Origin of the sequence: Psychrobacter sp. P11G3 (assembly GCF_001435845.1) — a bacterium.
Lineage (GTDB): Bacteria > Pseudomonadota > Gammaproteobacteria > Pseudomonadales > Moraxellaceae > Psychrobacter.
The window spans coordinates 820166-835101 of the sequence record NZ_CM003596.1 but is presented as its reverse complement, the minus strand read 5'-3'; the positions used below and the strand labels follow the sequence as shown (position 1 = coordinate 835101).

At 41.9% G+C, this 14936-nt stretch carries 13 protein-coding genes; 3 read left to right on the top strand and 10 right to left on the bottom strand.

Features of this window, described 5'->3' with window-relative positions; translation table 11 throughout:
* Window positions 1-55 precede the first annotated feature (55 nt).
* Window positions 56-1129, bottom strand: a complete 1074-nt coding sequence (locus AK824_RS03500) for an aspartate carbamoyltransferase catalytic subunit (protein WP_057758845.1) — start codon at window positions 1127-1129, stop codon at window positions 56-58.
* Window positions 1130-1518: 389 nt separating this feature from the next.
* On the opposite strand from AK824_RS03500, the gene AK824_RS03495 reads away from it, so the two are divergent.
* Window positions 1519-2502: a class 1 fructose-bisphosphatase gene (locus tag AK824_RS03495; RefSeq protein WP_057758843.1), complete on the top strand. Its 984-nt coding sequence runs from the start codon at window positions 1519-1521 to the stop codon at window positions 2500-2502.
* Window positions 2503-2604: 102 nt separating this feature from the next.
* On the top strand, window positions 2605-3399 hold the full coding sequence (locus AK824_RS03490; RefSeq protein ID WP_057758841.1) for a TrmH family RNA methyltransferase: 795 nt from the start codon (window positions 2605-2607) through the stop codon (window positions 3397-3399).
* A gap of 206 nt (window positions 3400-3605) precedes the next feature.
* On the opposite strand, the gene AK824_RS03485 is transcribed toward AK824_RS03490, so the two are convergent.
* From AK824_RS03485 to AK824_RS03450, 8 genes are all read right to left on the bottom strand, one after another.
* Window positions 3606-4538, bottom strand: a complete 933-nt coding sequence (locus AK824_RS03485; RefSeq protein WP_057758839.1) for an electron transfer flavoprotein subunit alpha/FixB family protein — start codon at window positions 4536-4538, stop codon at window positions 3606-3608.
* Window positions 4539-4705: 167 nt separating this feature from the next.
* Window positions 4706-5455, bottom strand: coding sequence for an electron transfer flavoprotein subunit beta/FixA family protein (locus AK824_RS03480; protein WP_057758837.1), 750 nt, complete (start codon window positions 5453-5455; stop codon window positions 4706-4708).
* A 450-nt stretch (window positions 5456-5905) separates the two neighbouring features.
* Window positions 5906-6475 (bottom strand): DUF421 domain-containing protein, encoded by a 570-nt coding sequence (locus AK824_RS03475; protein ID WP_057758836.1) that lies wholly within the window; start codon window positions 6473-6475, stop codon window positions 5906-5908.
* Window positions 6476-6742: 267 nt separating this feature from the next.
* Window positions 6743-6955, bottom strand: a complete 213-nt coding sequence (locus AK824_RS03470; protein WP_057758834.1) for a cold-shock protein — start codon at window positions 6953-6955, stop codon at window positions 6743-6745.
* A gap of 362 nt (window positions 6956-7317) precedes the next feature.
* Window positions 7318-7749: a hypothetical protein gene (locus AK824_RS03465; RefSeq protein WP_057758832.1), complete on the bottom strand. Its 432-nt coding sequence runs from the start codon at window positions 7747-7749 to the stop codon at window positions 7318-7320.
* 297 nt (window positions 7750-8046) lie between these two features.
* A complete protein-coding gene (gene ilvC / locus AK824_RS03460; protein ID WP_057758830.1) occupies window positions 8047-9063 on the bottom strand; it encodes a ketol-acid reductoisomerase in 1017 nt (338 codons plus the stop codon).
* Window positions 9064-9197: 134 nt separating this feature from the next.
* On the bottom strand, window positions 9198-9695 hold the full coding sequence (ilvN, locus tag AK824_RS03455; protein ID WP_057758828.1) for an acetolactate synthase small subunit: 498 nt from the start codon (window positions 9693-9695) through the stop codon (window positions 9198-9200).
* A complete protein-coding gene (locus AK824_RS03450) occupies window positions 9695-11407 on the bottom strand; it encodes an acetolactate synthase 3 large subunit (protein WP_197411831.1) in 1713 nt (570 codons plus the stop codon). The genes ilvN and AK824_RS03450 overlap by 1 nt, the downstream gene beginning before the upstream one ends.
* A gap of 989 nt (window positions 11408-12396) precedes the next feature.
* On the opposite strand from AK824_RS03450, the gene AK824_RS03445 reads away from it, so the two are divergent.
* Window positions 12397-12894, top strand: coding sequence for a DUF4124 domain-containing protein (locus tag AK824_RS03445; protein ID WP_057758824.1), 498 nt, complete (start codon window positions 12397-12399; stop codon window positions 12892-12894).
* Window positions 12895-12916: 22 nt separating this feature from the next.
* Here the strand turns inward: AK824_RS03445 and AK824_RS03440 are convergent, their stop codons facing one another.
* The gene (locus AK824_RS03440) at window positions 12917-14740 is read right to left on the bottom strand and encodes an NAD(P)H-hydrate dehydratase (RefSeq protein WP_057758822.1); all 1824 of its coding nucleotides are present in this window, start codon (window positions 14738-14740) and stop codon (window positions 12917-12919) included.
* Between the last annotated feature and the right edge of the window lie 196 nt (window positions 14741-14936).

Here is a 14936-nt window from a genome sequence, read left to right as displayed (position 1 = left end):
GTTATTACCGTATCAATAAAATTAAATAAATGAGAATAAGTCGCTCGGCAGCCTATTACTTGCCAGCCGCTTGATGAGCACGCTGACCTTCCATCGCAAGTGACAAGACTGCCATGCGAATGGCAATACCGTTATTTACCTGCTTTAAGATAACGGATTGCGCGCCATCAGCCACACTAGAGGCAATCTCAACACCGCGGTTCATTGGCCCTGGATGCATCACTAATGCATCAGGCTTAGCGAGAGCTACCCGCTCTGGCGTAATCCCATAATGCTTATAGTATTCACTTGAGGATGCCAAGAGCGGCGAACCGATACGCTCATTTTGTATTCTTAATCCCATGATCACATCACAGTCAGTGACACACTCGTCCATGTTTTCATATACTTGCACACCGAAACGCTCAATGCCTTTAGGCAGTAAAGTGCGCGGCGCACAAACACGGATGTCTGTCACACCTAGCGTTTGCAGTGCACTGATATCAGAGCGTGCCACGCGTGAATGCTTAATATCACCAACGATTGCGATAGACAACTCTTCAAACGGGCGCGGAGCTTCACGGTGAATGGTCAACATGTCGAGCATTCCTTGAGTAGGATGCGCATGCCAGCCATCACCACCGTTGATAATAGCAATATCAGGCGTCACCTCTGTCGCCATAAAATGTGCAGCACCTGATGCTGAATGGCGTACTACAAAGATATCCGCGGTCATTGCCTGTAGATTCCACAGCGTGTCGCGCAGACTCTCGCCTTTTTTGGTACTAGAACGTTCGATATCGATATTGAGTACATTGGCACCCAAGCGTTTTTCTGCCACCTCGAATGTCGTCCGCGTACGAGTCGATGGTTCAAAGAACAAATTCATAACCGTATAGCCGTCTAACTCAGGACGATTGATTAGCTGTCCGTTTTCATCAAAGAAAGTCTCTGCTTTTGCGATAATAGCTTTGAGCTGTGCTTTATTAAGACCTTCAACACCCAAGAAATGCCTGATACTGCCATCGGTGTTGAGCTGCGGACGACTCAATGACGTATTGAGCCTTTGATGAATCGTACTGGGATCAAATTTTGCATAATCAGTCGGTGAGACTGGTTGTGTAGCGCTACTATCGATAGAATTTGACATAATGGCGAGTCTTTATTGTGGGTTTATATGAGTCTATAGTAATCACTTATTCATCTTTGTTCGATCATTTATCACTGATAGGCATAGATACAAAGGACATTTTGACGCTTATTTGCTACAATTTACCGTAATCAAATTCGACCGAAAAATAGCCTCAGCAGACAATCAGAAAGCGTGAGTAGACATGCTGTATTCTCATAGAGAATAATTCTGACAAAACTATAAATGAATAACAATAGATATAGTGTAGCCGATTTTGTGGTCGGGACAAAGATGCCGTATTAGCTATTTAAGAATTTACCTATTTCAGGTGTGCTCAATGCCACCTACTTCTTTACTTTGACACCTATCCATTCTTTTACTTTCCATACCCTTTATTAGGAAGCCTTATGACGACCTTAGCAGACTATCTAAACCAACATGCCACTAGCCCTGCACTCAATAACGTGATTACCACTGTTACTGATGTCGGTAAGACAATTTCACAGCTACTCAGAAAAGGCGCTTTAGCAGACATTTTGGGCGAAGCGGGTAATCAAAACGTCCAAGGCGAAGATCAGAAAAAGCTCGACGTACTGGCCAATGACTTATTGCTAGATGCATTGGCAAAAAATGCAAATTGTGCTGGTGTTGCCTCAGAAGAGCTCGATGATGCCACCCCTGCTAATAACGATGGTAGCCTATTAGTTTTGTTTGACCCATTGGATGGCTCATCAAATATCGACATCAATATGGCAGTAGGTACGATTTTTTCTGTTCTGCCGTATGAGCGTCAAGGTCAAACCAGTGAGAACAGCGACTATCTACAGGCAGGTAACAAACAACTAGCGGCTGGTTATCTGCTATATGGCACTTCTACTGTCCTAGCGCTAACCATCGCTGATAAAGTTGTGATGTTTAGCCTAGATCCAGAGACTTCTGACTATGTGCTGATAGAAGACAATGTTCAAATCGATGCCGATACGAGCGAGTATGCTATCAATAGCTCAAATTATCGCTACTGGCGCGCACCGATGCAACAGTACATCGATGAGCTTATCGCTGGTGAGACTGGGGTACGTGGACGCGATTTCAATACGCGCTGGGTAGCCGCTATGGTTGGTGACGTCCATCGCATTTTATGCCGCGGTGGTCTGTTCACTTATCCGTTTGATACCAAATACGCTCACAAAGCGGGTAAACTACGCTTGATGTATGAAGCCAACCCAATGAGCTTATTGATTGAGCGCGCGGGTGGAGGCGCAACAGACGCCGTCAACCGTATCCTAGATATCGAACCGACTGATATTCATCAACGTGTCCCTGTGGTACTCGGTAGTAAAAACGAAGTCAATTATGTGAAAGACTTACACGTAAATTATTCTGAAAAATAATTGATTGACGCACCTGTTAAGAGTAGCCAGCAGAATACTAAATTAATAGGCATTGTGCTGGTTATTTAAACAACTCCTTTACTCTTCTCTAAGCGATCCACTATGGTATTAAATCCCACCGAGCTGATTACCTCAGATAAGAACACAACTGTGAAGCTTGTAAAAGCACTGTTGACCCAAGCACGCCAACGTAAGAAGAACGGTCAGACAGTCATAGAAGGTGTCCATTTGATAGATGCTGCGCTGCGTAGTGACTATCCTTTCGTCCAGATACTACTGTCTGAGTCAGCGCATAGCAACCCTGAAGTTCAGCAGGTACTCACTCGCCTGCCCACTTATACACCTATCCTCACTTTGTCAGACTCACTCTATGAGAGTATTCGTAGCTTGGGTACTGGTATCGATATCATGGCGATAATCAAAGTACCAACGCCTAGTCTATCGATGATCGATGAAGACTGCTTAATCTTGAACGACGTGCAGGATAGTGGGAATGTTGGTACGCTACTACGTACAGCAGCAGCCGTCGGTATCCGCAATATTCTATGTACCAGTGCGACCGCTCAAGCTTGGTCTCCCAAGACACTACGAGCAGGTATGGGTGCACAGTTTGCACTGACTATCTATGAAGGCTTGAGTACGCAAGATATTTTGGATCAAGTACAAGTGCCGCTTTTGGCGACTAGCTCACACACAGATACTATCATTTACGAGCACGATTTATCTGCGCCTGCGGCCTGGATTATGGGTCATGAAGGTCAAGGCGTTAGCGATGAGCTAATGCAATGTGCCACACCGATAGCATTACCGCAGCCAAATGGTCAAGAGAGCTTAAATGTAGCGATTGCAGGGTCTTTATGTCTGTATGAGACCTTACGCCAAAGACAATACTCTTAGCATGCATTTATAACTGTTATTAAAACCCTATCTATCAAGCATAAAAAAACCCACTACCAATTGATAGTGGGTTTTTTATTATCTGTCTACTACTGATATAGTCAAAGAAGTCTAAAACGGATACAAGGCAGCCGACTGCAGACTATACAAGTAGTACATCTAAGGAGGGTAACGCCATAGCCGTTTAGTAGTTCTGTGAATATATATTAAACTTTGCTAGTAAGCTCAGGTAATGCTTCGAACAAATCAGCTTCTAAGAAGTAATCAGCAACGCTAGCGATAGGTGCTTCTGGGTCATTGTTGATAGCAACGATGACTTTAGAATCTTTCATACCAGCCAAATGCTGAATCGCGCCTGAGATACCAGCTGCGATATATAGCTGCGGTGCAACGATTTTACCCGTTTGACCGACCTGCATATCGTTTGGTACATATCCTGCGTCAACAGCGGCCCGTGATGCACCAACAGCAGCGCCTAGCTTATCAGCCAATGGCTCAATGTACTTGGTGAAGTTTTCACCGTTTGCCAAGGCACGACCACCAGAAACAACAATACCAGCTGATGTCAATTCTGGACGATCAGACTTAGCCATTTCTTCGTTAACGAAGCTAGCTTTACCAGTTTCTTGTACGTTGTCGATAGTTTCAACAGTAGCTGAACCGCCTTCGCTTGCCACTGGGTCAAACGCAGTAGTACGTACTGTTAGTACCACTTTATCTTCTGTTGTTTTTACTGTCGCTGTCGCATTCCCTGCATAGATAGGACGCTCAAACGTTTGCGCATCTACTACACCTGAGATTTCAGACAACATGCTGACGTCAAGTAACGCAGCAACGCGTGGCATAAAGTTTTTACCAGTCGTAGTCGCAGCCGCTAGGATATGGCTGTAATCACCAGCGATATCAGCAACCAATAGCGCCACGTTACCTGCCAATTGATGCTCATAAGCAGCGTTGTCAGCCAATAGTACTTTAGTCACGCCTTCTGCTTTTGCCGCTTCATCAGCAACAGCTTGGCTACCACTACCAGCAACCAATACATGGATATCATCACCCATTTGTTTAGCAGCAGCGATGGTGTTTAAAGTTGCCTTTTTTAGACTGGCATTGTCATGTTCTGCATATACCAAAATTGCCATGGTTTTAGTCCTTTATATATTCGTATTATCTATTCATGCGGTTGTTTGTGTACAAAGCTATTTGAGCAACTATCATTTAGTATGAAATAAAGCAGTCAAACTTATAGCCTTCAAATTCTTAACCTTGTACAGGATATGCCGTAACGAAGTATCCAATCATTAAAACATTAAATGACTTTCGCTTCGTTTCTTAGCTTATCGACCAACTCATCAACTGACCCTACTGTAATACCAGCTTTACGGTCAGCAGGTGGCACGACTTTAATAATTTCTTGCTTAGATGTCATATCAACACCGAAATCTGCTGGCGTTTTCTCATCAAGTGGCTTTTTCTTCGCTTTCATGATGTTAGGCAATTTAGCATAACGTGGCTCATTCAAACGTAGATCAGTCGTGATGACCGCTGGCAAATCAAGTGCAACAGTTTGTAGGCCGCCATCGATTTCGCGCGTTACGTTTACTTTGTCGCCTTCAACTTTCACTTCTGATGCAAACGTACCCTGACCGATACCCATCAATGCTGCTAGCATCTGACCAGTTTGGTTGTTGTCATCATCAATCGCTTGCTTACCTAATAAAATAATATCAGTGCTTTCAGCTTCGGCGATACTTTTTAGAATCTTAGCAACTTGTAATGGATATGGTTTTTCGTCACTTACTACTAACACACCACGGTCAGCACCTAGCGCTAGGGCTGCACGAATCTGCTCTTGTGACTCTTTTGGTCCGATTGAAGCAACAATGATCTCATCAATGACGCCAGCTTCTTTTAAACGCACCGCTTCTTCTACTGCGATTTCATCAAAAGGGTTGATTGACATTTTAGTGTTTGATAAGTCAACGCCAGAGTTGTCGGCTTTTACACGAACTTTTACGTTATAATCAATGACACGCTTGACCGCTACTAATGCTTTCATACGTTCCTCGTTTATTAATGTTATGAGTTAAAAATTGTCAGTTAAGAACCAAAGGTTCGTTGTGGTTCAAATTGTCGTTCAAAATACTGCTCAAGGTTATTACTACATCAACAGAATATAGTTAACTAAGAAAGATGAGCCAATATCTAAGAGCATATTAGCATTGTATCTCTTACTAATGAAATCTGCTAAAGCTAAGCCAACCGTTATTATCAGACCTATGTATCTTGCGTCAGCAGGCAGATAAGGTCAAGACAACGCCGTGAATAATGCGTCATAAATTTGTCAACACTCTATAATAAATAGTCTATAAGCACATCGTTTCAAGATTTTTATGGTTCAACAGCTCAAAATGCTCATACCCTTTATAGCATTCTAAGCCTCAGCTTTACTTAATATTTTGTTATTATTTATCTCTTCAAAGTTAACGGATGAGAATAGTTAGGCAAGCTAGACCTGCGAATTACCATTCTTACTAGCACCAAGCAATAATTCACTATCACGTATATCATCAAATAAAGACCAATCAGGTTCAACGTCATTATTCTTAATGACACTCATATCACCTGTCGTCTCCATAATCACTGCAAACACTTCTGTTTTCGCTTTGATACCATTTTTACGTAGCACTTCCTGCACATCGCTGGTACTAAGGTTGGCTTCTTTTAAGTTGTCTTCTAGATATTCACCATGAGCCATTAGGATAATAGCTTGATTGTCTATCAGTGCTTTTAGCGGTTTTATCTTACGTCTGATAACGGAAATAACGCCCTGAATCAAAAATAGCACTGCAACAGCAAACAATCCTTGAAATAGAGAGGGCTTATCTGACAATACCGTCGACGCCAATATACTACCGATACCCACCGTCATTGCAAAATCATGGCTTGATAACTTGGAAAAACTGCGTAAACCCATCAATCGAGTAAACAACATCAGCCCTACATAAAAGCCTATAGCAGATAAAGAAATCCCGAGCACCTGTTGCCAGTCAATTAAAAGCCAATTTTCCCACTTCATAATACAACCTTATCTATTACATCTTTATTAAATTATTGTTCGTTATTACCTGATGATGTTGATTGTCAAAATCAATAGCGCCTTACATTAGCAACACTTTGTCATACCAGAAAAGTCCCATAAAAAAAGCAACCTGATAAGAGGTTGCTTCTTTTTAAAGTCGATACAGTATTTTTATTGTTTTAACAAACAAAGTAATCAATGCATATTGATAATCTTATTGTCATTAAGCTTACTGACAAGCAGTTAACTTAACGATGAATGAGATTAGATAGCTTCGATTTGCTCAGCTTGTGGGCCTTTCTTGCCATCACCTAAGATGAAAGACACTTTTTGGCCTTCGGCTAGAGTTTTGAAACCGTTACCTTGGATAGCGCTGTAGTGAGCGAATACGTCTTGTCCGCCGTTGTCTTGAGCGATAAAACCAAAACCTTTAGCTTCATTAAACCACTTTACAGTGCCTTCAACTTTATCTGACATAAATTTTCCTGACTCTTTAACTGTTGGCGAGACTTGTGTCATCACCGATTAATTGATATATACCCTAATATTTTCTGCTAGATGCGGCGGCCAAAATACTAAATAATCTTAAAGAAAATCTGGATTTTTTGCCTCAAATATTTTGAGTACAGTCTGATTATAACAGTTTTCCATGGTAGGAACAGTCTAAATTGCTGATTTTTGTAAATAAATACTAACCATTGTTACAAGCTAACATCGATAGTAATCAGTCTCATATCTTATTGATATAAAATAGTTTTTATTTATAGACGTACTACAAACTCATTAGTAAACCACTAATGAAATAAGTCAACATAGATGATAGTAAGTTGGAAGATTAGTTACTGCAATGGTGATGTCGGTAGCCATGCTGAACTCAATACGAGCAAACATAACGCAAAAAACACCAATGAAAATGACTGACTATAGGCAATATACTTGGCTGGAATGACCAAATCTTTAGGAGAGTCAGGGATGCCTTTGCGTTTCAGTAGCTTGGTACCATATATCCAGCCAAAGGTCGTGTATATGCCATATGCTGCAGGCACTGCGATAGCTAACGGGGTCAAATCAATAACGTATAAAATTACCACCGATATGAAGAACCATATAGTATCTAACAATGAACTGACTTTGAAGAATTTAGATTGAGGCAGTTTACCGTCGGTCTGTTTGAGCATCTCCCCTTCTATCCAAATTAAAACTGCTACCACAGCGCTAAGAGTAATATATACGAATTGCGGCGTTAGCCAGTCTGAATAAGATATTTGCACAGCATACAACCTATTATCTATAGAAAGTGAGAATGAAGCATCCGCCCGATTCAATTACTTAGAAACGGGTAAGAACAATGATGAATGTTAATCGCAAAGGCACTTTGGCCAATGTTAAGGTGCCTGCTTATATTGGGTAGCAATTACTGGTTTTCAACCGATAACCCAGATTCAAATCAAAGCGAAAAGTATCTCTCAAATACTTTGCATAAAAAAACCCATGCTATCAAGTGATAACACGGGCTATTTAATCTAAATCAGATTTTTATCTGAATAAGACTTTCATTTGTATAAAACTTAGTTTTTGTCTTTATCGATGATTTTGTTACCACCGATCCATGGCATCATGCCACGTAGCTTAGCACCAGTGATTTCGATTTGATGATCAGCGTTGTTACGACGACGCGCAGTCATTGATGGGTAGTTGGTTGCACCTTCAGAGATGAACATCTTCGCGTATTCACCAGACTGGATGCGTTTTAGTGCATTACGCATGGCTTCACGTGACTGCTCATTGATAACTTCAGGGCCAGTAACATATTCGCCGTATTCAGCGTTGTTACTGATTGAGTAGTTCATGTCAGCGATGCCGCCTTCATACATCAAGTCAACGATAAGCTTTAGCTCATGTAGACATTCGAAATAAGCCATTTCTGGTGCATAGCCCGCTTCTGTTAGTGTCTCAAAGCCCATTTTAACTAGCTCTACTGCGCCACCACAAAGTACGGCTTGCTCACCGAATAGATCTGTCTCAGTCTCATCTTTGAACGTTGTTTCGATGATACCTGAACGACCACCACCAACGCCAGCAGCATACGACAATGCTAACTGCTTGGCTTGACCAGAAGCGTCTTGATAGATAGCGATAAGATCAGGGATACCGCCGCCTTTAGCGAACTCTGAACGTACAGTATGACCTGGTGCTTTTGGTGCAACCATGATGACATCAAGATCGCTACGTGGTACCACTTGGTTGTAATGAATCGCGAAACCATGAGCGAAAGCTAGTGTAGCGCCTTCTTTGATGTTTGGCTCGATCACATCATTATAAAGCTCTTTTTGGAACTCATCAGGCGTCAAAATCATGATAACGTCAGCAGCTTTTACCGCTTCTTCTACTTCAGCAACTTTTAGACCAGCATTTTCAGCTTTTTTCCATGAACTTGAGTTTGCACGTAGACCAACAGTTACATCGACGTCTGAATCTTGTAGGTTAAGCGCGTGTGCATGGCCTTGTGAACCATAACCGATAATGGCAACTTTTTTACCTTGGATAATAGATAGGTCACAATCTTTGTCATAATAAACGTTCATAAATAGAGTCCTTGTTCTCAATCATGGCTTGCCATGGATAGTAAACGCTTATGCTGTAGTCAATATAATGACTAAGATAAGCGCTTTGTTGATTAGATAAATAACTATTGGTTTACACTGGTTTTGATAAATAATTAAATGCTTAGTGTTTTTTCACCGCGGGCAATACCGATAACACCTGAGCGAACCACTTCCATAATGCGCTCACGGCCAATCACATCGATAAAACCATCAAGTTTGGCTTTGTCACCCACGATTTGAATCGTATATAAGTTAGAATTTACATCGACGATTTGTGCGCGGAAAATGTCTGCGCTACGTTTAATCTCTTCACGCACACCGCCTGTTGCGCGGACTTTGATGAGCATCAATTCACGCTCAACGTGTACGTTCTCCGTCAGATTAAGCACTTTAACCACTTCAATCAATTTATGCAATTGTTTGGTGATCTGCTCAATTCTTTCAGGTGACGTAATGGTCGTAACTGTTAGACGTGAAATACTTGGATCATCAGTAGGCGCGACGTTCAAAGTTTCGATATTGTAGCCACGTTGTGAGAACAAGCCGACTAACCGCGACAACGAACCCGCTTCGTTTTCCATCAATACCGAAATCAGATGTTGTTGTTGCATTAGGTACGCTCCCCTTTTGTTAACCACATATCACGCATGGCCTGTCCAGCGATTTGCATTGGATATACATGCTCATTACGATCGACGTAAACATCGATAAATACCAGTTTGTCTTTCATCGCCATTGCTTCAGCCAATTGTGCTTCCATGGTTGCAGGGTCAGTAATTTTGATACCGACATGACCATAGCTTTCAGCCAATTTGACAAAATCTGGTAAGGAGTTCATATAAGACTGGGCATGACGACCTTCATACAGCATATCTTGCCACTGCTTCACCATACCAAGCTGCGCATTGTTAATGTTCAGAATTTTAACTGGTAAGTTATATTGCAAGCAGGTCGATAGCTCTTGGATATTCATCTGAATAGAGCCTTCACCAGTAATACAAACCACATCACGCTCAGGATTGGCAAGTTTGGCAGCCATTGCATACGGCAGACCAACCCCCATGGTACCAAGACCACCTGAATTCAGCCATTGACGTGGCTCATTGTAAGTATAGTAAAGTGCCGCAAACATCTGATGCTGACCGACGTCACTTGTGATAATAGCATTACTGTTAGTCACTTTATCTAGAGCTTGTACGACACTTTGTGGCTTAATGCCATTATCTGTGCTGGTGTCATAACGTAAGCCATGACGCTTACGCCACTCATTAATTTGTGACCACCAATCGAGCAATGCGTGCTGCTCTAACTGCTTGTCTTGACCAACAATCTCTAGCATGTCCGTTAAGACCGACTTCACATCGCCTACGATAGGAATGTGCGCAAGAATCGTTTTTGAGATCGACGCAGGATCGATATCGATATGAATGATGGTTGCATTAGGGCAGAATTTTTTAACGTTATTGGTCACACGATCATCGAAACGCGCACCGACAGCTAAAATCACATCAGCATGATGCATACTCATATTGGCTTCGTAAGTACCGTGCATGCCAAGCATACCTAAGAACTGACGATCAGAGCCAGGGAATGTACCAAGACCCATCAAGGTGTTGGTCACTGGTAAATTCAAGCGATGCGCAAGATCTGTTAACTCTTCGTGCGCATTGCTCCAAATCACACCGCCGCCTGCATATACAACAGGGCGCTGCGCTGCTAATAGCGTTTCAATGGCTTTTTTGATTTGACCGCTATGGCCTTTGAGTGAAGGCTGATAAGAGCGTATAAATACTTCTTCTGGATATTCGTAAGCAAATTTTTCGCTAGGCGCAGTCATGTCTTTTGGTACATCAATGACGACAGGGCCTGGGCGACCAGTCTGGGCAATATAAAATGCCTTTTTTACAATCATTGGAATTTCGCTAGCATGACGTACCTGAAAGCTATGCTTAACAATAGGACGTGATACGCCTACCATATCTGTTTCTTGGAAAGCATCTTCACCGATTAGGCTGCTTGGCACCTGACCTGCGATTACAACCATTGGTACAGAGTCCATAAAGGCAGTAGCAATAGCTGTCACGGTATTGGTAGCACCAGGGCCTGAGGTTGCTAATACAACACCCGTATTGCCAGTTACTCGCGAATAAGCATCGGCCATGTGGCCCGCTGCTTGCTCGTGACGTACTAAGATGTGCTCAATATTTTCTTGCTGAAACAGCGCATCATAAATGTGTAAGACCGCGCCACCTGGATAGCCAAAGATGTATTCGACACCTTCATCAGTCAGTGCTTGCACCAGCATTTCAGCGCCCGATAGCATCACAGGCTGTGCACTACCTTCTGCAAGACGTTGTTGCTTTTGTTCAAAATTTTTGGCGGCATTACCCGTTTGGGTATGTCCCGTCATGTTCGGACTTTGCGTGGTTTGCGTCACTGTCATCACCTTTTTTTGCGGCGAGAATTTGCGGGATTCTATGAGTAAAAATAATTACTTACCGTCGTTATTTTCACTTACTGAATGATCGCTAATTCTTGTCCATATCAAGAATATCTGCCTAATAGGTTTAATCAAAACTGTCTCATAGGACAATACTAATCAAACATAGCAGTGTATTTTAGGTCAGCTTTGTGATGGATGTTTATCGATATACAGTGACAAGATGCGAGTGCATCTATAAAAGAAGACGCTTATTATTGAGGTTCGATACTAGCAAGTACCTATTGTGACTTTATTCGTGTGACTTTATTTGTACAGATGCATCGATATATACAAGCAAAAAACTTCATAACCAATGCTAAATTATAAGATCTTTAGAACTTACAATCGGCTTTGGGGAAATCTCTTAACCGCGTACTATATCGCGTTTGATACAACTGCTAAAAACACATTTAGCACATTCAAAATAATAAGTTTATCTTAGTCATTGTAGACAGATAAGTCCGGAGACAATGTATTGCTATCAATAGTGTTCGTTTTGCCACTATGCTTGCTATATCATTATCACAAAGGAAATAAAACTGCGTAAGCTACCGATAAGTAACTTGTAGTTCTCTTTCTCAAGTGCCACGGCAACATTGTAAAAGCCGCTCACTGACCAATCAACTGCTATTATATTCAATGGTTTGCGAGTTATTGTCAAGAAAAACTTCTAAAGCCTATCCCAAACTATTAGTTATTAAATAATATACATTGATAAGTATTATTTGCTAGAATCGATAGTCGATACATTATTACTACCAATAAAACGTTCAAGTGTTATATTTACACCCATATACATTTGATTTTTATTAAATAAGAGGATTGCTACTATGGCATATGCGTCTAAGATAAATACCGCTGCCAAACTGTTGATGAGTATTGCGTGTATGCTAATGCTGTCCATGAATGCCAGTCAGGCCATTCAAGTTTATAAATCCATTGGGGCACATGGTGAAGTAAAATATAGCCAACATGCGCCCCAAGTCGGTAAAAATATCGAACTGATTGAGTTTCGTAGTGACGGTAGACAGAACAACGCAGGACAAATGGCAGGGAAAACAGATCCTAACCAAAGCAGCAATGCTCAAACGGCAGAAGAACAACGAGTAGCAGCACTTGAAGCACGTATTAAAGAACAAGAAGCTCAGGCTAATGCTCAGCGCTGCCAATCATTGCGTAATAACTTGACCAACTTAAATGTAGGCGGCCGTATCTATGAGATGGATGCCAACGGTAAACGTCAGTATCTAGATGGTCGTGAGATTGAGCTTAAGCGCGAGCGCGTACAGCAAGCGATTACACAGTATTGCTCTAACCCTTCTACCTAGCTAGACCTAATAAAAGCACAGATCAAACTATCATAAGCTGCATGACGTGACGAATGGCTGCTGGCATATCTTGAGCTTGTAGCCCTCGTTGCCCTACTAGCAATATATTGGTGTCGCTATTCGCTTGATTGACTAATACATCTCCTGCAAACCCATGTATAAGAACTGCTTGATGTAAGCTACGCGCCTCTGCTGATAAGTCTTGCTGTGCCAATAGTCCAGCGGTCACCCCAGATAGCACATCACCCATGCCAGCGGTTGCCATGCCAGCATTCCCTACATCACAGACGTATATTTGATCTTTTCCCTCTTCTTGTTCTAGCACTAGCGATCCTGCCCCTTTTAACACCCAGTTACCACCGTACATTGCGGCACACTGTTTTATAGCTTGCAGTCTATTGGACTCAATCTTACTTATCTTTTGATCAAGTAGTCTAGCTGCTTCCCCACTATGCGGCGTCAAGCAAACCCTATGATTAGTACTGTGTTCTCGTAGCTTTGTTATTAGCTCATGATTGTCCATGTGCAGTGATGCCAAGTGATAAAGACCATCTGCATCAATCACAATTGATTTTTCATTCTCTATAGCAGCTTGTACATAATCAATAAATAATGCATTGGCTTTTTCGTCACGGCCAAGTCCCATCCCAATGGCAACGACACTGGCTTGCTTGATTAAATCTTTTACGCCGCTGGCGTCATGTAGATTAATGGTCATCGCATCTGGCAATGAGGTCAATAGTGACCCATGAAAAGCCTCATGGCAGGCAACCGTTATTTTACCGGCACCTGTCGCCATCGTACTGGCCGCAGACAGTATGGCAGCACCGCCCATACCTTGAGAGCCATCAACGCGATTTCCACCAATAATTAGCACATGACCATAGCTACCTTTATAGCTGTTCTGGCGACGTGGCTTCATACTATGCGCAGCCGTCAGCAGCGTGGCAACTGGCTCAAATACTTGACTGGCATTCTTCTCAACTATCGTGTGATTGCTGGCTGTTTGGTGAAGCGCCATTTGATAAGGTATCAACGGTATATCGACTACGTCTCCGCTATAGTCTGTACCATCTTTAGTATGCAGACCAAACTTACGCGCAATCAAACATAGAGTCACGTCAGCTTGTATTGCTATTCGCTCGAATACCTCACCGGTAGAGGCCACTAACCCACTCGGAACATCAACTGCAATTGTTAGTGCGTTATTTTGCTGAGTAAAGTTATTAAAAGCGTTAATAGCTGCTTTATAGGATCCCTCTGGTGCACGATCTAAGCCAATACCAAATAATGCATCGATATAAACATCAGCTAGCAAGTTTATTTTATCCGCATCATCGTGACTAATAATATCTTCAAACAGTTGATAGTGACAACTGCTCGCTAAAGCTATCTGTAATGCCTTTGTCGCGTCCGTTATATTTCCACTGTCGCTATCTTTATCTCTAGGAGTTTTAGAAGTTACTGATTGATCATCGATAATCAAATCATCTTTACTAAAGCCAACCGTCATTACTTCCACTTGCCAACCAACTTGCTGTAAATAATGAGCGATGAGCCAGCCATCACCACCATTGTTACCTTTCCCTACCCAGATACTTGCTCGACGTGGATGAGCACTACGGTGATAAACGTTAGTATTAGCAGAGTGGCTAGTACTGACGGTTTTTCGCTCATAAATCTGCTCTATTTGCTGTGTCATTTGCCAAGCGGCTTGTTTCATCAAACCAAAACTATCGTACCCCTCTGCAAACCAAGCCTGCTCCATCGCATAAATCTGCTCACTACTATATAGCGCAATAGGTTTTGTATTTTTTATAGGTGACAAATTGGTATTATTTCTCATAACTTATCCTTGGTGTTTCTACTCATTTTTTATTTTATCTAAATTTGGTTGCTCATTTCTCATATCAGCTTAGCAAAAGCTTACCTCGACTTATGTATCAATATGAATGTGAGTTTATTTTCTTTTATACTTGCACTCATTGCTCACTGGCTTATCATAGCGGTATTTACATTATCTCTGATTGTCAGATATGAAT

Excerpts from the sequence above, each read along its gene's own strand:
- AK824_RS03485 (WP_057758839.1), bottom strand. The coding sequence starts at position 4,538 with ATGGCAATTTTGGTATATGCAGAACATGACAATGCCAGTCTAAAAAAG.
- AK824_RS03475 (WP_057758836.1), bottom strand. The coding sequence starts at position 6,475 with ATGAAGTGGGAAAATTGGCTTTTAATTGACTGGCAACAGGTGCTCGGG.
- ilvC (WP_057758830.1), bottom strand. The coding sequence starts at position 9,063 with ATGAACGTTTATTATGACAAAGATTGTGACCTATCTATTATCCAAGGT.
- AK824_RS03500 (WP_057758845.1), bottom strand. The coding sequence starts at position 1,129 with ATGTCAAATTCTATCGATAGTAGCGCTACACAACCAGTCTCACCGACT.
- AK824_RS03450 (WP_197411831.1), bottom strand. The coding sequence starts at position 11,407 with ATGCTATCGGGCGCTGAAATGCTGGTGCAAGCACTGACTGATGAAGGT.
- AK824_RS03490 (WP_057758841.1), top strand. The coding sequence starts at position 2,605 with ATGGTATTAAATCCCACCGAGCTGATTACCTCAGATAAGAACACAACT.
- ilvN (WP_057758828.1), bottom strand. The coding sequence starts at position 9,695 with ATGCAACAACAACATCTGATTTCGGTATTGATGGAAAACGAAGCGGGT.
- AK824_RS03445 (WP_057758824.1), top strand. The coding sequence starts at position 12,397 with ATGGCATATGCGTCTAAGATAAATACCGCTGCCAAACTGTTGATGAGT.
- AK824_RS03440 (WP_057758822.1), bottom strand. The coding sequence starts at position 14,740 with ATGAGAAATAATACCAATTTGTCACCTATAAAAAATACAAAACCTATT.
- AK824_RS03480 (WP_057758837.1), bottom strand. The coding sequence starts at position 5,455 with ATGAAAGCATTAGTAGCGGTCAAGCGTGTCATTGATTATAACGTAAAA.
- AK824_RS03495 (WP_057758843.1), top strand. The coding sequence starts at position 1,519 with ATGACGACCTTAGCAGACTATCTAAACCAACATGCCACTAGCCCTGCA.
- AK824_RS03470 (WP_057758834.1), bottom strand. The coding sequence starts at position 6,955 with ATGTCAGATAAAGTTGAAGGCACTGTAAAGTGGTTTAATGAAGCTAAA.